Annotated in this window: 19 protein-coding genes; 9 read left to right on the top strand and 10 right to left on the bottom strand. The window is 34.3% G+C overall.

The features are described 5' to 3' along the window. Positions 1–11: 11 nt before the first annotated feature. On the bottom strand, positions 12–1,232 hold the full coding sequence (gene odhB, locus M4I21_RS07690; protein ID WP_249558534.1) for a 2-oxoglutarate dehydrogenase complex dihydrolipoyllysine-residue succinyltransferase: 1,221 nt from the start codon (positions 1,230–1,232) through the stop codon (positions 12–14). A gap of 27 nt (positions 1,233–1,259) precedes the next feature. Next, on the bottom strand, positions 1,260–4,028 hold the full coding sequence (locus M4I21_RS07685) for a 2-oxoglutarate dehydrogenase E1 component (RefSeq protein ID WP_249558736.1): 2,769 nt from the start codon (positions 4,026–4,028) through the stop codon (positions 1,260–1,262). Positions 4,029–4,130: 102 nt separating this feature from the next. On the opposite strand from M4I21_RS07685, the gene M4I21_RS07680 reads away from it, so the two are divergent. Then, positions 4,131–4,667, top strand: coding sequence for an alpha-ketoglutarate decarboxylase (locus tag M4I21_RS07680; protein WP_249558533.1), 537 nt, complete (start codon positions 4,131–4,133; stop codon positions 4,665–4,667). On the opposite strand, the gene M4I21_RS07675 is transcribed toward M4I21_RS07680, so the two are convergent. The 8 genes from M4I21_RS07675 to M4I21_RS07640 are packed head-to-tail and all read right to left on the bottom strand — an operon-like array spanning position 4,664 to position 10,828. Then, on the bottom strand, positions 4,664–6,436 hold the full coding sequence (locus tag M4I21_RS07675; protein WP_249558532.1) for a MutS-related protein: 1,773 nt from the start codon (positions 6,434–6,436) through the stop codon (positions 4,664–4,666). The genes M4I21_RS07680 and M4I21_RS07675 overlap by 4 nt on opposite strands. A 50-nt stretch (positions 6,437–6,486) precedes the next feature. Beyond that, the gene (locus M4I21_RS07670) at positions 6,487–6,846 is read right to left on the bottom strand and encodes an MmcQ/YjbR family DNA-binding protein (RefSeq protein ID WP_249558531.1); all 360 of its coding nucleotides are present in this window, start codon (positions 6,844–6,846) and stop codon (positions 6,487–6,489) included. 12 nt (positions 6,847–6,858) lie between these two features. Next, a complete protein-coding gene (locus tag M4I21_RS07665; protein WP_249558530.1) occupies positions 6,859–7,194 on the bottom strand; it encodes a Dabb family protein in 336 nt (111 codons plus the stop codon). 9 nt (positions 7,195–7,203) lie between these two features. Then, positions 7,204–7,842 (bottom strand): DUF4230 domain-containing protein, encoded by a 639-nt coding sequence (locus M4I21_RS07660; protein WP_249558529.1) that lies wholly within the window; start codon positions 7,840–7,842, stop codon positions 7,204–7,206. 38 nt (positions 7,843–7,880) lie between these two features. Next, positions 7,881–8,630, bottom strand: a complete 750-nt coding sequence (locus M4I21_RS07655; protein WP_249558528.1) for a cyclase family protein — start codon at positions 8,628–8,630, stop codon at positions 7,881–7,883. A 22-nt stretch (positions 8,631–8,652) separates the two neighbouring features. Continuing rightward, on the bottom strand, positions 8,653–9,783 hold the full coding sequence (gene hemW, locus M4I21_RS07650) for a radical SAM family heme chaperone HemW (RefSeq protein WP_249558527.1): 1,131 nt from the start codon (positions 9,781–9,783) through the stop codon (positions 8,653–8,655). Positions 9,784–9,789: 6 nt separating this feature from the next. After that, positions 9,790–10,344 carry a crossover junction endodeoxyribonuclease RuvC gene (gene ruvC / locus M4I21_RS07645; RefSeq protein WP_249558526.1) on the bottom strand — a complete coding sequence of 185 codons (555 nt, stop codon included), beginning with the start codon at positions 10,342–10,344 and terminating at the stop codon, positions 9,790–9,792. A 7-nt stretch (positions 10,345–10,351) separates the two neighbouring features. Then, on the bottom strand, positions 10,352–10,828 hold the full coding sequence (locus tag M4I21_RS07640; RefSeq protein WP_249558525.1) for a hypothetical protein: 477 nt from the start codon (positions 10,826–10,828) through the stop codon (positions 10,352–10,354). A 259-nt stretch (positions 10,829–11,087) separates the two neighbouring features. Here M4I21_RS07640 and M4I21_RS07635 point away from each other — a divergent pair, with 259 nt between their 5' ends. The 8 genes from M4I21_RS07635 (at position 11,088) to M4I21_RS07600 (ending at position 20,912) form a co-directional block, all read left to right on the top strand. Next, on the top strand, positions 11,088–11,972 hold the full coding sequence (locus M4I21_RS07635; protein WP_249558524.1) for an AraC family transcriptional regulator: 885 nt from the start codon (positions 11,088–11,090) through the stop codon (positions 11,970–11,972). 125 nt (positions 11,973–12,097) lie between these two features. Next, complete coding sequence (locus tag M4I21_RS07630; protein ID WP_249558523.1) at positions 12,098–13,402, top strand: GntP family permease; 1,305 nt, start codon at positions 12,098–12,100, stop codon at positions 13,400–13,402. Between the two features lie 163 nt (positions 13,403–13,565). Further along, complete coding sequence (locus tag M4I21_RS07625) at positions 13,566–14,576, top strand: L-rhamnose/proton symporter RhaT (protein WP_249558522.1); 1,011 nt, start codon at positions 13,566–13,568, stop codon at positions 14,574–14,576. Positions 14,577–14,659: 83 nt separating this feature from the next. Then, the gene (locus tag M4I21_RS07620; RefSeq protein ID WP_249558521.1) at positions 14,660–15,826 is read left to right on the top strand and encodes a mandelate racemase/muconate lactonizing enzyme family protein; all 1,167 of its coding nucleotides are present in this window, start codon (positions 14,660–14,662) and stop codon (positions 15,824–15,826) included. Continuing rightward, positions 15,801–17,249 (top strand): aldehyde dehydrogenase family protein, encoded by a 1,449-nt coding sequence (locus M4I21_RS07615; RefSeq protein WP_249558520.1) that lies wholly within the window; start codon positions 15,801–15,803, stop codon positions 17,247–17,249. The genes M4I21_RS07620 and M4I21_RS07615 overlap by 26 nt, the downstream gene beginning before the upstream one ends. Continuing rightward, positions 17,250–18,209, top strand: coding sequence for a 2-dehydro-3-deoxygalactonokinase (locus M4I21_RS07610; protein WP_249558519.1), 960 nt, complete (start codon positions 17,250–17,252; stop codon positions 18,207–18,209). Further along, a complete protein-coding gene (locus M4I21_RS07605) occupies positions 18,187–18,858 on the top strand; it encodes a bifunctional 4-hydroxy-2-oxoglutarate aldolase/2-dehydro-3-deoxy-phosphogluconate aldolase (RefSeq protein WP_249558518.1) in 672 nt (223 codons plus the stop codon). Before M4I21_RS07610 ends, M4I21_RS07605 begins: the two co-directional genes overlap by 23 nt. Further along, a complete protein-coding gene (locus M4I21_RS07600; protein WP_249558517.1) occupies positions 18,855–20,912 on the top strand; it encodes a DUF5696 domain-containing protein in 2,058 nt (685 codons plus the stop codon). Before M4I21_RS07605 ends, M4I21_RS07600 begins: the two co-directional genes overlap by 4 nt. The last annotated feature ends 6 nt before the right edge of the window (positions 20,913–20,918 follow it).

The raw sequence follows: 20,918 nt of genomic DNA, 5'->3' as shown, positions 1-20,918 counted from the left end.
TATTATTAAAATTACATTTCTAACGCTTTCTTAACATCATTATTCATTAATAATTCTTCTGGGTTTTCTAACGCTTCTTTTATAGCAACTAAGAAACCTACAGATTCTTTACCATCAATAATTCTGTGATCATAAGATACAGCAACATACATAATAGGAGCAATTACAACCTCGCCATTTTTAGCAATTGGGCGCTCTACAATATTGTGCATTCCTAGAATAGCACTCTGTGGAGGGTTAATAATTGGTGTAGATAACATAGAACCAAAAACACCACCATTTGTAATCGTAAATGTTCCACCTGTCATTTCATCTACAGTAATTTCACCTTCACGAGCTCTAATAGCCAAACGTTTTACTTCTGCCTCTACACCTCTAAAAGATAAGTTTTCTGCATTTCTTATTACCGGTACCATTAATCCTTTTGGACCAGAAACAGCAATACTAATATCTGCAAAATCGTAAGCAATCATTTCCTTACCATCTATCATTGCATTTACAGATGGGTACATCTCCAATGCGCGAACAACAGCCTTAGTAAAGAAAGACATAAATCCTAAACCAACACCATGCTTTGCCTTAAAAGCTTCTTTGTATTGATTACGCAATGCAAAAATAGGAGACATATCTACCTCGTTAAATGTAGTAAGCATTGCAGTTTCATTTTTAGCCGAAACCAAACGCTCTGCCACTTTACGACGTAACATTGATAATTTAGAACGAGTTTCCCCACGATTACCACCAGTAGTTGGCGTACCCATAGATGGCACGGCATTTACCGCATCATCTTTAGTAACTCTACCATCTTTACCTGTACCAGATACAGTAGATGCTTCTATTCCTTTTTCACTTAATATTTTCTTTGCCGCAGGAGACGCTGTCCCTGTTGCATATGTTTTTGCTGCTTCTGCAGGCTTAGGAGTTGCTGCTTTAGGCGCAGCCTCTTCTTTTTTCTCTTCTTTAGCAGGAGCATCAGCCGAACCTTCTGGTTTAGCGGCAGACGTATCTATTAAACAAACAACGGCACCTACTGCAACAGCATCACCTTCTTCTGCTTTTAATGTAATAATTCCGCTTTCCTCTGCTGGAAGCTCTAAGGTAGCCTTATCTGAATCTACCTCTGCAATAGCTTGATCTTTCTCAACATAATCTCCGTCTTGCACTAGCCATTCCGCTATTTCTACTTCGGTTATCGATTCTCCCGGTGAAGGGACTTTCATTTCTAAAATCATCCTACTTTATTTGATGTGTTATTGTGTTTATCTTTTTGTCATATTGTCTTTGGTTTTATCAAAGACATAATCTATTACTTGTTGGTGTCTACGTTTAGAACGTACTGCACTACCAGCAGCTGGCGATGCATAAAAACGTCTAGAAGCAACCCTTAATTTATTAGCATTTCCATAATGCATCATTATATGACTCCAAGCCCCCATATTTCTTGGTTCTTCTTGAGCCCATACAATGTCGTCTGCATTTGTATATTTACCAATAATTTTTGTCATTTTTTCTGATGGTAACGGGAATAATTGCTCTACCCTTACCAAAGCAACATCTTCTCTGTTTTGTTCTTCTTTTACGGCTAATAAATCGTAATAGAATTTACCTGTACAGAAAACTAAAGATTTTACTTTACTTACATCTACAGAAACATCATCTATAACTTCTTGAAAAGATCCGTTTGCAAATTCCTCAACAGAAGAAACCGCTTTAGGGTGTCTTAACAAACTCTTTGGTGTAAATATAACCAAAGGTTTTCTGTAATTAACTTTCATTTGTCGACGCAAAATATGGAACATTTGAGCCGGCGTAGATACATCTGCAATAAACATATTATCTCTAGCACACAACTGTAAATATCTTTCCATACGAGCAGATGAATGTTCTGCACCTTGACCTTCATAACCGTGAGGCAATAACATTACCAAACCATTCTGCAGTTTCCATTTATCTTCAGCAGCAGAAATATATTGATCTAACATAATTTGCGCTCCATTACTAAAGTCACCAAATTGCGCTTCCCAAATTGTTAGTGTTCTTGGACTTGCCATTGCATATCCATAATCAAAACCAACTACACCATATTCAGATAAGAGTGAATTGTATATTTGAAACTTAGCTTGCTCTTTAGACAAGTGATTTAATAAGATAATCTCCTCTTCACTTTCTTCAACCTTCATAACTGCATGACGGTGAGAAAAAGTACCTCTCTCTACATCTTGCCCAGACATTCTTACGCCGTAACCTTCTTGTAACAATGTACCGTAAGCTAGAAGCTCACCCATTGCCCAGTCCAGCTTATCAGTTTCAAAGAACATATTTTTACGATCTCTTATCAACTTTTCAACCTTACGTAAAAACTTTTTATCACCTGGCAATTCTGTAATCACCTTAGCTATTTCTGTAAGCTTACCTTTATCAAAAGTGGTATCTACAGTTTTCATCATCTCCCATTCTCTGACAGAGTCAAAACCTTTCCACTCATCAGCCATAAAAGGCGTAATAATGGTTTTATCTTCTTTTCTAGAATCCTCTAATTCCTCCTCTAAAGAAGCCTTATACTCATCTTCTAATTCTTTTACAAAACCTTTTTCTATAACTCCTTCTGCAAGCAAACGCTCTGCATAGATGTCTCTAGAATTATCGTGCTTAGATATTGCTTTGTATAATTTAGGTTGCGTAAAACGAGGTTCATCACCTTCGTTATGACCGTATTTTCTGTAGCCTAATAAATCTATAAATACATCTCTATTAAAACGCATTCTATACTCTAATGCAAATAAAGACGCATGCACTACAGCTTCGGCATCATCTGCATTAACATGTAATACTGGACTTAAAGTTACCTTTGCAATATCTGTACAATATGTAGAAGATCTCGCATCTAAATAGTTTGTTGTAAAACCAATTTGATTATTAACAACAATATGTATAGTACCATTTGTTTTATACCCATCCAAGTTTGCCATTTGCACAACCTCATACACCAAACCTTGACCCGCAATAGCAGCATCTCCGTGTACAACAATTGGCAATACTTTTGAAAAATCTTCAGGGAAATGCGCATCCTGTTTAGCTCTAGCAATACCTTCTACTACCGCACCAACAGTCTCTAAGTGAGATGGGTTTGGCGCAATATTCATTTTTATTTTATTGCCATTACTAGCTTTACGTTCAGACGTCCAACCTAAGTGATATTTTACATCACCATCAAAAATCTCTTGCTCATAATCTTTACCATCAAACTCGCTAAAGATATCTTTAGCCGCTTTACCAAAAATATTGGTAAGCACGTTAAGTCTACCACGGTGAGCCATACCCATTACAAACTGCTCTACTCCCATTTCTGCTGCACGTTCTACAACGGCATCTAAAGCAGGTATTAAAGACTCGTTTCCTTCAATCGAAAAACGTTTTTGACCTACGTACTTGGTATGCAAAAAGCTCTCAAAAGAAACAGCTTGATTTAATTTTTTAAGAATATGTTTTTTTCTATCTGCATTAAAGCGCGGATGATTATCATTGACATTTAGCCAATTCTGAATCCACTCCACTCTCTCTGGCTTACGAATGTACATATACTCCACGCCAATAGCCTCGCAGTATATATTTTGTAAGTGTCTTATAATTTCTTTTAGAGATACTGCACCAATACCAAGGATTTCTCCTGCAGTAAAAACAGTTTCCAAATCGGCTTCAGATAAACCAAAGTTGTCTAATTCTAATGTTGGTGTGTATTTTCTTCTTTCGCGAACAGGATTTGTTTTAGTAAACAAATGCCCTCTACTTCTGTACCCATCTATTAGCTTAATTACTTTAAATTCTTTCTGAAGGGATTGTGGCATTGCAGCTTCTACTGCCGGTCCATTTTCAGAAAACTCTTCTAGTGCCGTCTCTTGACCAAAGTCAAAACCTTGAAAAAAGGCACGCCAACTTGGCTCTACACTATCAGGGCTAATTAAGTATTTATCATATAAGGTCGCAAAAAATGATGTATGCGCTGCGTTTAAAAACGAATATTTATCCATTGAAAATTCTTCTCTGTCTTTTAAACAAAATTTATTCAAAAATACAACTTTTAGCTTTTATAAGCATATCTTAGTGCGTAATAATGAAAAAAAATAACAAGAATGATAAAAAACAACTACTTCTTCTCAAAAATATTCGTTTTTAGCATTTTGATAACCGCTTTTACTACGAATAAAGCAACATCTCAGCTAACAAATTCCTCTTCAGACTTTTGGGAGAATGTACATTTTGGAGGTGGATTAGGTGTTGGCTTTGGCAACGACTCTTTTAATGCCGCAGTATCACCAAGTGCAATATACCAAGTAAACTCAATGCTTGCCGTTGGAACAGGGCTAAGCTTTAACTACTCTAAATATGGAGATTCTAAGCTTATAGCCTATGGAGCAAGCGCATTAACGCTATTTAATGTAATACCACAAATACAACTATCTGCAGAGTTTGAAGAACTTAGAATAAATAGAGAATTTGGATTTAATGGCAGCACAATAGATGATGACTACTGGAACCCTGCCTTATATTTAGGATTAGGCTACAGCAACCAAAATGTTACAATTGGTGTACGTTATGATGTTTTACATGACGATGAAAAAAGTATAAATTTTGATGCTTTAATGCCTTTTGTTCGAGTCTATTTTTAATCTACTATTTCCATTTTTTTCAGCAAAAAGGAAGCATTCATATTTTTACAAATACCATCTTTAAATTTATAGTCAAAATGCAGCTCGTCATTAATAATTTCGGCATCAAAATAATGATTTTTAACACCTGGTAATTCATCCGCAGCCTTACATAAACTTAGATCATGTGTTGCAATTATTCCAGTAGATTTAGAGGCTACCAGTTTTTCAACAAACTTACGAGAGCCAATAGCCTTATCGGTGCTATTTGTACCCTTTAAAATTTCATCCAAAACAATAAAGTAACGGTCGTTTTGTATTTCATCAACTATAAACTTTAATCGTTTTAATTCTGAAAAAAAGTAAGACTCATCATCTGTAAGTGAGTCTGTTGTACGCATACTTGTTATTAACTTAATAGGCGAATATTCTGCCGCAGTACCACAAACAGGTAATCCCATATTAGCCATTACAATTTGCAAAGACACTGTACGTAAAAAAGTACTTTTACCAGCCATATTAGCTCCTGTAACTATAAAAAACTCTGCATTATTTATATCTATATTATTCTTTACGCTTTTTGCAGGATCTAATAAAGGATGAGCAGCATTTTCTACTTTAAGAACTTTTCCTGCATCATGTATTCTAGGGTATACATAAGATGGATTATTAAAAGCAAAATTACCCAAACTATTGTACGCATCAAAAAACGCAATTACATTAAACCACTCTTCTACAGAACTACCATGCTTAGCTATCCATTGTTCTATCTTATAAGATTGAAGAATATCCCACAGTAAAAAACCATTGCCTAGAAATCCAAAAATCATATTATTACGCTGATCCAAAGCTCCTAAAATCCTTGAAAACTCATGAAGTACAACTGATGTTTTCTTGCTGTTTTTTACAATAACATTCCTTTTTTCTTTGAGCAAATTAGACGTAAATTCTATGTTTTCAATCTCTACAATTAGCTTTTGATACTGCTGAAAAGTACTTTGTATTTTTCCCATATCAGCTGCAAGTTTACTTACCTTTTTAAAGAAAAATCCAGTAACTAGTATCCCAACAAAAAACCAAATTGCGATAACAAATCCAGAAATTAAACCCAAAAAGTACAATACAAAAGTAGCTACAGAAACTATTGCAAATACAGTTGGTATGTATTGCATTACCTGAGGAATAAAAGAGGTGTGTTTCTCCACCCAAGAAACAATAGTCTTATATGAAACCTCAGCTTTTACAAGTGTTGCAATGGCAGCAAATTGTTGTCTCCACTTAGGTTTAGAGGCTAATTCCTTGATCGCATCTTGTTTTTGCTCTATGTTGTCTATATTATTATCTGTAAACTGCTTTGCTAAGGTTTCACTGCCCTGCTCTAATGCAGTTCGATTACTAAACTGATAAAAAGACCCCTTACCAAATAAGTCTATATCCTGACTATAAAAATGTATGGGGTTACTAAATTCCTCCCCATCTGGAAGGTTATGAAATTTACGATTTAGAACATCTATCTCTATTTCATTAATTTTAATTAACGCTAGAAACTTATGATATACATATTGTAAATCCGAGTGCTTAGAAACCAAATACACAAACAATATAATAGCACCTAATATAACTGCCATTACAATTTTAGCATTACCCATAAAAAAATAAATTCCAAAAGCGGCCACTAAAAAAACAGCCAGCCTAAGCAAACTAGACCTTAACAACTTAGACTTAACCTTTTTAGATTCTTCTTTATATGCGGCAATGTTATTTGTATAAAATGCAGTAAGCTCTTCCATGTATTGTTGCGTAAAATTGTGTAAACAGAAAAATGTAAAGATATTAGTTATTACTCCAAATTCTCTAATTCTGTTTTTAGTTTTTTAGTAAGACCACACACCACTAAATCATAAGAGTGGTCTATAAATTTCTTTGTTAATTGAGGGGAAATACGTTCTATTAAAACTGTATTCCAATGCTTTTTACTCATATGATACCCAGGAATAACATCACCATCATGTGTCTCTCTTAGTTCTTCTGCATACTCCGGATCACATTTTAAGTTTACTTGCGATGGCAGACGTCTTAAAGCTACCAAAGCAAACATTTTTCCCATCACCTTAAAAACCAAAGTATGCTCATCAAAAGGAAATTCTTCCGTTATTCCTTTTTTAGAAATACAATACTCCCTAAAGTCTTCTATATTCATTGTTCACTACGTTTACACCTCATTAGAATCGTATACCACAACCTTATTCCACAAATGAGATGCCTCATCTACAAATGTTAAATGAACATCTTCAGCCTGGTACTTATTTTGATTTTCTACAGACGTAAAAGACACCAACAAGCTAAAAGTAAAACTACCATCTACAACGTCTCTTGTTGCTTTTGGCGGTGTACCAATAAAATTAGTATGTGCATATTTCGAAGCGTTTAAAAATTTACGAAGAGATGCCACAAACGCCTCCCGATCTTCTGCTCTATCAGGGTTTTTTAGCCAAAAGAATACAGTGTGTACAAATACTGGTTCAAAATTATTAGTATCAACCTTCATAAAAATATATTACCTATTAATTTCTTGCTCTATTTGCTTTACTTCTTTTTTGTCTTCAATCCTTAAAGCAGAATAATCTAGCTTCCAACCAATAGTTTCCACTATAGTTTCTACTAAAAGTATAGTTTCCATAGCTTCTTTACGAGCTGTCTCCATTAGACCACTTACAGGTATCTTATCTAAAATATGCTCTTTTGCTTCTTTATTTACGTTGGTTAAATCTTCTGGAGAAAAAGAATTAAATAACCCGTTTTTAATATCGTAGAATTGCAACTCTGGAGAAATGGACAGTACTTCTGGCTCAGGAAAATTAGTAAGTACAATTTTCTTATTTACATCATCTGCGTTTAAAAGTATCTTTTTAAGATCGTACCCAATCTGTACTTTGGCATTTATAATAACCAATGCTTTCTTTTTACTACTTACCAAGCTCATAAAATGCTCCTTAGTATTATGGTACTGATAAACCTCAGCAAAATCTCCTTCTACAGAAATTAGCTTACATACTCTCTTTATTTTTTCTAACAACACGGTAGACTGTTTGTGCGTCACCTCTTTTGTCTTTTTGGTTCTAAAAAAAGAATAGACCCAATACATTAATATTGCACCTAATATTAAACCTAAAAAAACTTCTATAATACCATTCATTTATAATCTCGTATTAAAAACAGCATTGTTTTACTGTTTTATTCTTCAATTTTATACAAAACTGGCCTACTAGGACTTGCATCATTCTCAAAAGGAGCTACCTGCAAATTTAAAAAATAAGAACCATCTACTATGGTATTTGCAACATATATAAATTCCGTTATCGTTGCGTTCTCTCTTATTTTACCTCCAAAATTCCAAAAAGCCCTATGAGAAACTAGCAATCCATCATCCTTTTCTTTATCTACAGAAGGCAAATCTATTAACAAATGATCTACTCCTTTTTCCTTTAAAAAAGTAGCACCTTCTTCTAATAAATAAGGTGGATTTGTATTAGAATATTGCATACTAATTTTATCAGACAAGTTAGGGATTGTACGTATAACTAAAGCCTCTCTCTTTTTATTACCTAACGCATATTGCAATTGCTTTTTAGAAATTACAAAATCGTCTCCTATTTTTTCTGGCGCAATAGTTATTACCTCTGCTAAAAAGAAAAACTGTTTTAGCTTTTGGTTTATAGACATAAACTCTTCTGTAATATGACCAGCACATTCTGTATGTGTACCATGCGCATGCGGATTAAAACTAATATTATTAAAATTAACCGATGCCCCCTGCTTAACAGCTCCTACAAAACCCTCTTCTGTATGCGGTTCTATAACAGGTGCATCTACATACCACGCATTTACATTAGACTCACTGCCCTGTAAAGGCATAGAAATATCTAAACCTTCACTTAAATTAATAGTATAATTCTTTGTTCTTACTTTTATAACTGCCTTCATCTATCTCTTTCTATATTAAACCTTACACATTAACAATAAATAAATCTGCCGCAATTCCGTCACTCAAAAACTTTCCTTTTGCAGTTACAAAAAGTGTATTATCACGAAACTCCAACAAACCCTTTTTAATTTTACCTTCTGCTTCTTTTTTTAAATAAGCAACATAATCTTCACCAAAATCTACTTCAACCTTTGCAACAGAAACACCCCAAATAGTTCGCAAACCTGTCATTACGTATTCATTATATCGATCTACAACAGACAACTCTTCAATTTCTCTTGGAAACTCCCCTTTGGCTAAAGCCTTTATATATTTAGGATTGTTATTTATATTCCAGCTCCTCTTTTCTCCATCAAAAGAATGTGCAGACGGCCCCACTCCAATATATTTTTTACCCAACCAATAGGCGGTGTTATTTTTAGAGAAAAATTCTGGCTTCCCAAAATTAGAAAACTCATAATTTACAAATCCTTCTTTAGCCAACTCTTCTACCAATATCTTATAATGCTCTTGAGAAACACTATCTTTTACCGGTGCTATTTCTCCTTTTTTAATAAACTTATCTAATGCCGTTTTTGGCTCTACAGTAAGCGCATAACTAGAAATATGCGGCAATCCAAAAGACAATGCCTTCTGTATGTTTTGCAACCACTTTTTATTAGACATTCCTGGAATACCGTAAATTAGATCTATAGATATATTAGAAAAATAAGTAGTAGCTTCTGCTATACTACTCTCTGCTTCTGTCGCACTATGCGCTCTATTCATCAATTTTAAATCATCTTCAAAAAAAGACTGCACGCCTATACTTAGCCTATTCACCTTAGAAGCTGCTAATTGTTTTATTTTTCGGGTTGATAAATCGTCCGGATTTGCCTCTAAAGTAATCTCTGGATCTACAGTTACAGCATAATTTGCATACACCGTTTCTATAAGTTTATTAATTTCTTCAGTCTCTAAAACAGATGGTGTACCACCACCAAAATATATAGTTTCTACTTTGGTATTAGCAAACTCATTTTTACGCAAAACAAGCTCCTTAGAAATAGCCTCTAGCATTTCTTCTTTTTTCCCCATTGTGGTAGAAAAATGAAAATCGCAATAATGACACGCCTGCTTACAAAACGGAATATGAATATAAATGCCTGCCATTAAATTTTATTTTTTTACTCTATCTTGGTTTTGCTTTATAAAAGAATCCCAGCCAGAATAACTCTTACCCGTTTCTATTTTATTGCTGTTATAATAATGACAAACTGCAGCTGCCAACCCATCTGTTGCATCTAAATTTTTAGGCAACTCTTTTAAACCTAACAGATTTTGCAACATACCCGCAACTTGCTCTTTACTTGCATTACCACTACCCGTTATTGCCATTTTAATTTTCTTTGGCATGTACTCTGTTACTGGTATTTCTCTTGACAAACCCGCAGCCATAGCCACACCTTGCGCACGACCTAACTTTAACATAGACTGTACGTTTTTACCAAAAAAAGGAGCTTCTAACGCCATTTCATCAGGATGATATGTATCTATAAGCTCTATAGTACGCTCAAAAATTAATTTCAACTTAGTGTACGGGTCTTTGTATTTTTGCAACAACAACTCGTTCATTTGCAAAAATTCCATTTTTTTACCTACAATTTTTATAAGTCCAAAACCCATAATTGTAGTTCCAGGATCTACCCCTAAAATTATTCTCTCTTTAGACACTAAAACGTTATTTGGTATTTATGATTAACGGAATTCTAAATTTTGCCCTTACAGGTATTCCTCTTTTTAATGCAGGTCTCACTTTTGGCAAACTTCTAATGCCACGAGAAATAATACCATTAAATCCAGGTATCTGATTTGTAATTATAGAATCTTGCTCTATATCTAGGATAGATATTACACCTTTATCATTTATCAAGAAATCTATACGTATGGTATCTTTTATACTTCTATCTAATACAAATTCAAAATCTCCCAGTATCTCTGAATAATGCAATAGTAGCATTTCCTCAAAACACTTTTTTTGTTCTTCTTTTGACGCTAACTCATCGCACCCTTCAAACAACGGAAATTGATCTACGGTATTCCAATCTATACCTTCCATTTCTTGCTCTATTAACTTCTGAGTCCTAACTGCTCTAGAATCGAAAAAATCACAAGAAACACAAAGAAATATCATAAGAAATAAAGCTGCTCTTTGCATAAAAATTGAATTCTAGGCGAAATTTACAATTTTTTAACCAAGTGAACAGCATAGACGCAAAATTACCGTAAGAACTAAGGCTTTTTATTAAAACTAAAAAATACTCCTTAAAAGGGTTGTGTGTTAATTTTGACGCACACAGTAGCACTATTTTATCTAAAAAAGTCAAATTGAATACATTTAAGGTTAATTTTTCTATATTTATAACCCGACTAAAAGGAAAAAGCCTATACTTTTTTATATAAAAAACTAAGGAGCTATGAAACTAACATACAAACAAACAGAAAAAAGACCTGAAAATTCTTTTCTTGCGCGCCAAGACAGAATGCCTTGTATAGAACAAAATTGGCATTTTCATAAAGAATTAGAACTTATATACTTTATAAAAAGCACAGGGACACGTTATGTTGGTAACTCCATAGGTAATTTTGCTCCTGGAGAGCTTTATTTAATTGGAAGTAACGTACCTCATTTATTTAAAAATCACAAAGAATACTATGCAGACAAGTTAGAAGACGAAGCTGTTGATTTAGTTGTTATTAAGTTTGAACATAATTTTTTAGGCGAAAACTTCTTAGATTTAGCAGAAGCCAAACGTTTACAAGCTCTTTTTCAGAAAGCAAATATGGGACTTCAATTTTCTAAAGCAGCAACCTACCTAGCTCATAACCACATCCTAGGACTAGTGGGCAATCAGGGTCTTTCTAGAATAATTGGCTTATTAAAAATATTAGACATTTTATCTGTAAGTGAAAATCACAAGCCTTTGTGCTCAGAAGTTATAACCAACACTTATAACAAAAATGAAAAAGATCGTATGGCTAGGGTAATTTTATTCCTAACTGAAAATTTTGAGAAAAAGATAGAGTTAGAAGAGGTTGCATCTATAGCTTTTATGACTCCAAATGCATTTTGCCGATACTTTAAAAAAAGAACACATAAATCCTTCACACAATACCTAAACGAAATTAGACTAAGACACGCATGCAAACTATTAATAGAGGGCGAAATGCAAATATCTACAGTTTGTTATCAATCCGGATTTAACACTCTAACCAACTTTAACAGACAATTTAAAACGTTAATGAAGGTTACTCCTTCTGAGTACATGGAAAAATACAATCAAAAAATAACAGCTATTTAATTCAATAAAATAGTTGATAAGAAGATGGTATAATAATGCTAACATAGGATAAAAACACAAATACCAAAATCTAGTTTAAAAAATTACATTTGATTATTTAAAACAAATAACAATCGCCCCAACTTATGCATGCCTTAATTATTTTAGTAATCTGTATAGTTCTATTAATTGTAACAGTTACTGTTTTTAAAATACACCCAATACCTGCTTTACTTGTATTTGGTCTAATTCTAGGCTTAGCTTCTGGAGGCTCGGTTACGACCGTAACAGAAAGCTTACTAAATGGATTTGGTAATACACTAAAATGGATTGGTTTAATTATCCTTTTTGGTGCTTTACTCGGGGAAATATTATCTAACACTGGCGGATCTGACGTAATTGCAGATAGTATAATTAACCTTTTCGGAACTAAATACCTTCCATTAAGTATGGCCGCAATAGGCTTTTTAATTGGGATTCCAGTTTTTATGGATGTTGCTTACCTAACACTACTGCCCACTTTACACGTACTATCTAAAAAATCTGGACACTCTATTTTAGTCCTTGGATTATCTTTAGCCATGAGTTTAACCGTTGCACACGCCCTAATACCACCAACACCTGGACCATTAGCCGTAGCATCTGCCTTTAACATAAATGTAGGCGAAATTATACCCCTAAATGTTGCTGTAGCCATTGCAGCTATAATTGGAGGATTAACTTGGTTAAAATTCAATAAAAAAAATCTACAAACTGCCAGCGACATAGATAGCAGCAAAATAAACAAGGTAGAACACAGGAAATTATCTGGCTATAAAAAGATACTGCCTTTTGCCGCTTTATTAGTTCCGCTTGTATTAATGTCTATAGGAGCAATTGTTACAGAAGAAAATGCTTTTATAGCATTTATAAAAAACCCAATATGGTCCTTACTAATCGGAATTCTTTTTGCATTACCATTACTTGGCAAACAGAACTTCTCTACCAAATTAAATTCGTATTTTAATAGTGCAGGTTCTAAAACAGCCATCGTTATTTTAATTACGGGAACAGGTGGTGCCTTTGGACAAGTAATAAAAGACACTGGCATTGTTAGCTCTTTATTCTCCAATGCAGAGTCAATCTCTTCCATGGGTATAATTGTACCGTTTCTACTCAGCATGCTCTTTACAACTGTTACGGGCTCAATTACCGTTTCTCTAATCACCACAGCCTCTATTGTTGCACCACTAATTAGCAACGGCACACTAGACCCTACATTTACAACAGCTGCAATTTGTGCCGGATCGCTAGGAATTATACACGTAAATAGTAGCTTCTTTTGGTTATTTAAAGAAATACACAATGTATCCGTTCCAAAACTACTAAAATCTTTTAGCCTACTTACAGCTATCGTTTCGCTGTCAGGCGGATTAATGGTTTTTATTGCCCACATACTTCTAAGAGACTAAAACAATTGTCAATTTTGTGCTTATAGGGTAAAATAATGCCGCTCTAAGGTAAAATTCTTCAATACGCACATTTAATATTAGGGTTTCTTTGTGATACAAGGATGACGAGTTATTTACTCACACGCTTGCCATACCTTCAACTAACACAAAAAACCACATTAAAATGGATGCATACTCACTAGCAATTATACTCGTTGTATTTGCAAGTTTTTTTCAAGGAACTTTTGGACTAGGAATGAAATATATGGCTCCACTTAAATGGGAGGCTTGGTGGCTTATACAAGCTTTTGTTGCTATGATTCTTATTCCTCTTGTATGGGCTTTAATTGTTATTCCAGATTTATTTAGCGTTATAGCCAGCACAGATTCTAGCACTTTTTGGACAGCTGCTCTATATGGTTTCCTATGGGGAATTGGAGGTATTCTTTTTGGTGTTAGCGTAGAAAAAACAGGAATATCTATTACCTATGGTATTGTTATGGGACTAGCGGCTTCAATGGGCTGTATTATTCCATTATTTCAAATGGAAGGTGCTTTTTCTCAGCCATCATTTCCAATTATATTAACAGGTGTTCTATTACTTCTTATTGGCGTGGGCATCACCGCAATTGCTGGCGTAAAAAGAGACAAACTTAAAAATAAGAACACAGACTCTAATAATAAATCTATAAAAATAGGCGTACTAATCGCTGTTGCTTCGGGTGTACTATCTGCCTTTTTAAATGTAGGCTTCTCTAATGCTGCTCCAGTAGCAAAAATAGCTGTAGACAATTATGGAACAAGTGCACAAAATGCAAGTTTAGCATCTTGGGTTGTTGTTTTAATAGGAGCATTTGCAATGAATGGCGGTTATGCTATTTACAGATTAGCAAAAAACAATACGTGGAGTTCTTTTAAAGTAAAAAATAGTAAAAAAGCATATCTGTGGGCCATTGCCACTGGTGTTTTCTGGTTTGCGGCACTTGGCGTATATGGCCAAGGCGCAGCTTTAATGGGAGATTTAGGTCCTGTTATTGGCTGGCCAATTCTATTAGGCCTAGCTCTTATAATAAGTAATATCTGGGCATACAGAGCAGGAGAATGGAAAAATGCGAAAGGCCCTTTTAAAATTCTTATGGGCGGACTAGCAGTCCTTATTACAGCAATATGTATTCTAGGATACGCCAATTATTAAAGACAATACACATTAACCATAATTATAAAAACACAGCCCTAATCGTTTTATAAACTTTTAGGATCACAAAAATCCACTTTGGTATGAAGATAAAAAACATAGAGCCTTACGTAATCAGCCATGAGTTGGATACTCCCTTTTACTTTTCGCAATGGCAGTACAACACTAGGAAAATATGTCTTGTAAAAATTACATTAGAAGACGGCACTTATGGTTGGGGAGAAGGCTATGGGCCTGCAGGCGTAATTAAAGCAGGTATAGAGTTTTTTAAACCTTTTTTAATAGGCAAACAAGCCATTGAACACGAGGTTTTATGGCAAGAAATGTATAGAAGATCTATGGATTATGCCAGAAGCGGAAGCCTACAAGCAGCGCTAAGTGCTATTGATGTTGCTTTATGGGATATTAAAGGAAAAATACTAAATAAGTCTGTTGCCGTTCTTTTAGGCGGATTAAAAAACCCTATTATACAACCATACGCTACCGGATTGTATTTTACTCGCGTAGATAATTTAGAAAAAGTTTTAATCGAAGAAGCAAAGCTGTACAAGTCTCAAGGTTTTAAAGCGATAAAAATGAAAGTTGGCTTAAGCATTGAAGAAGATGTAAAATATGTAGCTGCAATACGTAATGCAATTGGCAATGATATTAGATTAATGATAGATGCCAACCACGCCTATAGCTACCAAGAAGCCATAGAACTTTGCAGAAAAGTAGAAAAATATAATATTTCTTGGTTTGAAGAACCAGTATCTCCTGAAGATTACGAAGGATACAGAAAACTAAGAGAAAATACAACAATACCAATTGCTGGCGGCGAGTGCGAGTATCTAAAATTTGGATTTAAAAGATTATTAGAAAATGAATGTGTAGACATTGCACAACCTGATATTTGTGCTTCCGGAGGCTTAACAGAAGCCAAAAGAATTGCGACTCTTGCCCAAGCATTTAATAAAGATATTGTACCACATTCTTGGGGTACCTGGATTGCTATTAGTGCTGCAGCTCATTTTGTTGGTAATCTAGATAAGAATCCTGGCAGAATGTACAATGATCTGCCAACAATGGAATTAGATAGGTCTGAAAATGCACTGCGAGATATAGTTACAAAATGCGATCTTACGGTAGATAACGGATTATTAACCGTTCCTAATACTCCTGGTTTAGGTGTGGATGTAAATATGGACGAATTAGAAAAATACCTTGACAAAGAAACTCACTACAATGAAAAAAGATTTGGAATTCGGTAATAAAAAATTATATATAAATGGAGAATTAAGGGATGCTTCTAATGGGGCATCTTTTGATGTAATATGTCCTGCTGATGAAAAACCTGTTGCAAACATTGCCTGGGCAAGCAAAGAAGATACAGAATTAGCTTTAACAACTGCACAAGAAGGATTTAAATACTGGTCTAACCTACCTTTAACAGAACGCTTAAATTGGATAGGCAAACTACGAACTAAAATTCTAGAAAAAAGTGATGTACTGCGCAGTAGTATAATGCATGAAATGGGGAAAACTTGGGAAGGAAGTGAAGAAGACCTAACAAGTATTACCAATTCTCTAGAATACTATTCTGAAGAAATTGCAAAACGCCACGATATAGAAATAGAAGACAAAGAAGGCTCACACGAACATAAAATTGTTTCACAACCTCTTGGTGTTGGCGTTGCCTTTTTAGCTTATAACTTTCCTTTATTAAATTTAGGTTTTAAACTAGGACCTGCATTAGCTGCTGGCTGTAGTGTGATACTTAAACCTTCAGAATTCTCACCACTATCTGCATATATTATAGGAGAAATTTGTCACGAAATTGACTTTCCAAAAGGTGTCGTTACAGTTATTTGTGGTGATGTATCTAACGTAGGCATTCCGCTCTGCGAAAGTAAAATTCCGCGCTTAATAACAATGATTGGCTCTACAGAAACTGCTCAAAAATTAATAGAGCAAAGCAGTAAAACGTCTATAAAAAGATACAGTATGGAGTGTGGTGGCAACGCCCCCTTTATTGTTTTTGACGATGCAGATTTAGAACTTGCAATTAATATAGGTGCAGCATTAAAAGTTGGCAATACAGGACAAATATGTGTTGCTCCAAACAGGTTTTACATTCACAAGTCTGTGATCAAAAAATTCACAGAAGGTATTGTAGATAAATTTAAAAATACAACTATTGGTTTTGGTAAAGAAAATAAGCCACAAATGGGACCTTTAACCAACAGGCAATCTGTAGTTAAAGTACAACACATAGTTAACGAAGCTGTTAAACAAGGCGGAGAAATACAGTACGGTGGTAAAACAATAGACCAACCTGGTTATTATTTTGAACCTACAGCAATAACATTTAAAAACTCTAATCCAGAAATTCTACAACAGGAAGTTTTTGGGCCTGTAGCATTTATTGTTCCGTTTACGACAAAAGAAGAAGTTATAGAATTAGCTAACAATACAGATGCAGGTTTAGCATCGTATGTATTTTCTAAAAACGACGAAACTCTTGCCTACTTTGCAAACAAATTAGAATTTGGAGAAGTACAACTAAACGGAGTTAAGTATGATATTTACTTGCCACACGGTGGTGTAAAAAACAGCGGTATTGGTGTAGACTGTTCTACCTATGCATTAGATGATTATTTAATTAAAAAAAGAGTTACTAAAGCATTAAACTAAATGGCACTACCAGATTATTTTATTAGTTGCGATTGGGGAACATCTAACTTTAGGTTGCGTGTTATAGAAACAAATACGCTTACTATTATTGTAGAGCACAAAACAGATTGTGGAATAAAATCTCTCTATGAAAAATTCTCCAAACAACGAGAAAAAGAGCAAACACAGTTTTTTGCAGATTACTTAAAAGAACAAGTATCTAGCCTACCTAAGGAGCATCAAAAACATTTAATTGTTGCCGCAGGTATGGCATCTGCCAATATTGGTTTGTTTGAGCTTAACTATGCCGATTTTCCTTTAAATGCTTCAGGAAATAATTTAATTTGGAAACATTTAATTTTTAACAACCACCTAGAAGTACTTTTAGTTTCTGGAGCTAAAACCAGTTCCGGAATGATGCGTGGCGAAGAAATACAGGCCATAGGATTAGAACAAGAATTAAAAAAATACAAAAAAGGAGTTCTTTTACTACCAGGAACACACAGTAAACACATTACATACAACAACGGAATTTACACTGAATTAAAGAACTATATGACTGGTGAATTATTTGAGATACTTTCTAAAAAAAGCATCTTAGTTAATTCGGTTAGCACTACCTCATCAACTGTTCTAGAAAAACCTTTTCTAGAAGGTGTTCAACTTGGACTACAAGCACAATTAAGTGTTAGTTTATTTTCAATTAGAGCTAAGGATTTACTTCAAATTAGAACAAAAGAAGAAAATTATTATTTTTTAAGTGGACTTTTAATTGGTGATGAAATTAGCTACTTAGAAGAAACTACCGAAAACATATTTTTAGTAGCACCCGATCCCGTTTTTAGCCTATACAAAATAGCCTTAAAGCAAATAATTAATCCAAAACACCTAATTCTCTTAGATGATAAAATATTAGAGAATGCATTGTTATTAGGTCAAAAGAAAATTTTATTACAATATGAAAACGCACAAACCCTTTAACTGGAAATTACACAACAAAGCACCAATTGTAGGTATTGTTAGAAACCTACCTTTAGAAACAATTATAGGTATCGCCAACGCGTACGTTACAGCTGGTTTATCTACCATAGAAATAACAATGAACACTGTTGGCGCTACAGAAATTATTACAGAAATACAATCTAAATTTCCAAATTTAAATGTTGGCGCAGGTACAGTTTGCTCTATAGAAGATTATAACAATGCTATTTCTGCAGGGGCACAATTTATTGTAACCCCTATAATTAATGAAGAAGTTATAAAAAAAGCAGTAGCAGATGGTATTCCTATTTTCCCGGGCGCTTACTCTCCTTCAGAAATTTACAAAGCTTGGTCTTTGGGTGCTTCCGAGGTAAAAATCTTTCCTGCTACACAGCTAGGTCCTACTTTTGTAAAAGACATACTAGCACCATTAAATAAAATAAAAGTACTACCTACGGGTGGTGTTACTAAAGAAAATATTGCTTCATTTTTTGCCGCAGGTGCAACTGGTGTTGGCATGGGCAGCTCCCTACTAGACAAAGAGCTTATCAAAAACAATGATTTTAATGGTTTAGCAGAACATTTTAAAAATATTAAAGCAGAGATTAAAGCATACTTACAATTGAGAACTACAAAAACCAAACTATGAAAATTATTAAAAAAATTCTCTTAACCTCCATTATCTTATTGATACATTCAGGTTTTTTACATGCACAAAATCCAGTAGTACTAGAAGATAGCAAAGTTAAAGTTACCGTAGATAATACTACAGGAAATTTTACCGTGGTTGAAAAAAATTCAGGTCAAGTTTGGAATCCAGATCCTTGGGAAAATGCTGCTGGTCTATTAACACTTTTAGATAGCAAAAAAGCCAAGCAAACAGTAAACATATCTAACAGTAAAAAAATTGAACTGACTAAAAAAGATAAGAATACGGTTGTCATCACATTTAGCAATCCTACTTTTAACGATGGCTCTATAGCCAAAGGTGTAACACTACAAACTAGATTAAGTTTAGACACCAAAACATCTAAATTAAGAGCAGAAATTATAAGCTACAATTCTAGCAACCACAAACTAATAAGTTTAAGGTATCCATCTCGTCACTTTAGTTTAAAAACAGACCAAGATATAGGAGCTGCAGTAATACCACAAAAGCAAGGCGTTATTTGTCCGTCTTATATTTTTCCAATGAACGGAGGTCGATTTTGTAAGTGGGATGATACCACATATAACGGTAAATCTATTGGCACTTTAGATCTTTTTAACAATGGCACTGGTTTATCTATGCCTTGGTGGGGAACCTACAATAAAAAATCTGCTGTTGTTGGTATTATTGATAAAGACGTAAGACCAAAACTATTTTTTAACATTAATAATAACGGTCAGTATTTATTTAATGCAGATGGTAAAATGTCTACCTACCAAAGAATACAGTTTTTAGATCCTGTATGGGACATATCAAAACCCAACCAAACAATTGGCGGTATAACCTACTCTTTTATTCCAAATGGAGATTACGTAGATATGGCTAAAGAATACAGAAAAGAAGCTAAAAAACGTGGTCATTTTGTTTCTTTAAAAGATAAACTAGCAAGAAACCCAGATGTAGATAAACTACCGGGTTCTATCTATTTTGGTATTTACGGTGGCTATCCTCATTATGTAAATATGCCTGGTATGGCTTTTACTTTTGACGATTTAAAAGATATGATTACTACAATACATGACACATTAAAAGTAGACAATGCTTTTATACACGCTTGGGGAACTTTCTCTAACTACGTACCTAACAATTGGCCAATAAGTGAAGAACTTGGTGGCGTTAAAAAACTTAAAGAAGCAGTAGACTTAACTAACAAATATGGTTACTTATACTCATCATACCACTCCTACTCTGCTTTGTTAGAGAACGATCCAAATTTTTCAACAGAATTTATGTGGAAAGATGCTAAAGGAAACCTGCAAGAAACCAATAGCAGATGGGCACGTGTAGATAGTAAATATCAATTAGGCTTAGCAAAAAAACACATTACTGAAGAAATAAAAGCGTTAAACTTAAAAGCAGATATTACAGATATTACATTTGCTGCGTACAGAGAAAAAGGGAAAGAGGGACGTATTGCACTAGCTCAATATATAGATTCTTTAAACCTTGTAAACGGGACAGAACATGGACAAGAGGCTTGGATTCCTTATTTTGATATGTTTGAAGGTATGACTTATTTAGGTAATCCTCCACTTGGAAATATATCCAAAAAAGCACCACTTTTTAGTCTTGTGTATCATGATGCTATTGCCGTATTTGGCAAAATACAAGATCCAGACAACGAGGTTACTAACAATGGTGATTTTAGAATAAAGTCATTACGTAGCATACTTTTTGGTAGAGGAACAACTATTTTCTTTGCTCCATATGAGTTTAATGGCATGGCTAGTATGATTAAAATGGCCAACAAATTAGTAGCACCAATACACAAAGAAACATTTTATGCAGAATTAGTTAGTCACGAATACCTAAGCAAAGATTTTAAAGTACAGCGCACAAAATTTTCTAATGGCACTACTGTAATTGTTAACGTAGGTAATGTAGATCAGAAAATTGAAAACGGACAAACGATTCCTGGTTATGGCTATTACGTTACCAGAGAAAATGGTGAAATTAATAAAGGAAGCTATCAAGTTAGCTTGCTAGAAGACTAAATTATT

The sequence above is a fragment of the Cellulophaga sp. 20_2_10 genome (assembly GCF_023476645.1).
Lineage (GTDB): Bacteria > Bacteroidota > Bacteroidia > Flavobacteriales > Flavobacteriaceae > Cellulophaga.
This window is presented reverse-complemented; position numbering and strand designations above follow the sequence as displayed.

Excerpts from the sequence above, each read along its gene's own strand:
- M4I21_RS07635 (WP_249558524.1), top strand. The coding sequence starts at position 11,088 with ATGAAACTAACATACAAACAAACAGAAAAAAGACCTGAAAATTCTTTT.
- M4I21_RS07640 (WP_249558525.1), bottom strand. The coding sequence starts at position 10,828 with ATGCAAAGAGCAGCTTTATTTCTTATGATATTTCTTTGTGTTTCTTGT.
- M4I21_RS07600 (WP_249558517.1), top strand. The coding sequence starts at position 18,855 with ATGAAAATTATTAAAAAAATTCTCTTAACCTCCATTATCTTATTGATA.
- M4I21_RS07630 (WP_249558523.1), top strand. The coding sequence starts at position 12,098 with ATGCATGCCTTAATTATTTTAGTAATCTGTATAGTTCTATTAATTGTA.
- M4I21_RS07605 (WP_249558518.1), top strand. The coding sequence starts at position 18,187 with ATGAAAACGCACAAACCCTTTAACTGGAAATTACACAACAAAGCACCA.
- hemW (WP_249558527.1), bottom strand. The coding sequence starts at position 9,783 with ATGGCAGGCATTTATATTCATATTCCGTTTTGTAAGCAGGCGTGTCAT.
- M4I21_RS07660 (WP_249558529.1), bottom strand. The coding sequence starts at position 7,842 with ATGAATGGTATTATAGAAGTTTTTTTAGGTTTAATATTAGGTGCAATA.
- M4I21_RS07610 (WP_249558519.1), top strand. The coding sequence starts at position 17,250 with ATGGCACTACCAGATTATTTTATTAGTTGCGATTGGGGAACATCTAAC.
- M4I21_RS07615 (WP_249558520.1), top strand. The coding sequence starts at position 15,801 with ATGAAAAAAGATTTGGAATTCGGTAATAAAAAATTATATATAAATGGA.
- odhB (WP_249558534.1), bottom strand. The coding sequence starts at position 1,232 with ATGATTTTAGAAATGAAAGTCCCTTCACCGGGAGAATCGATAACCGAA.
- M4I21_RS07675 (WP_249558532.1), bottom strand. The coding sequence starts at position 6,436 with ATGGAAGAGCTTACTGCATTTTATACAAATAACATTGCCGCATATAAA.
- M4I21_RS07685 (WP_249558736.1), bottom strand. The coding sequence starts at position 4,028 with ATGGATAAATATTCGTTTTTAAACGCAGCGCATACATCATTTTTTGCG.
- M4I21_RS07665 (WP_249558530.1), bottom strand. The coding sequence starts at position 7,194 with ATGAAGGTTGATACTAATAATTTTGAACCAGTATTTGTACACACTGTA.
- M4I21_RS07670 (WP_249558531.1), bottom strand. The coding sequence starts at position 6,846 with ATGAATATAGAAGACTTTAGGGAGTATTGTATTTCTAAAAAAGGAATA.
- M4I21_RS07625 (WP_249558522.1), top strand. The coding sequence starts at position 13,566 with ATGGATGCATACTCACTAGCAATTATACTCGTTGTATTTGCAAGTTTT.
- M4I21_RS07620 (WP_249558521.1), top strand. The coding sequence starts at position 14,660 with ATGAAGATAAAAAACATAGAGCCTTACGTAATCAGCCATGAGTTGGAT.
- M4I21_RS07680 (WP_249558533.1), top strand. The coding sequence starts at position 4,131 with ATGATAAAAAACAACTACTTCTTCTCAAAAATATTCGTTTTTAGCATT.
- M4I21_RS07655 (WP_249558528.1), bottom strand. The coding sequence starts at position 8,630 with ATGAAGGCAGTTATAAAAGTAAGAACAAAGAATTATACTATTAATTTA.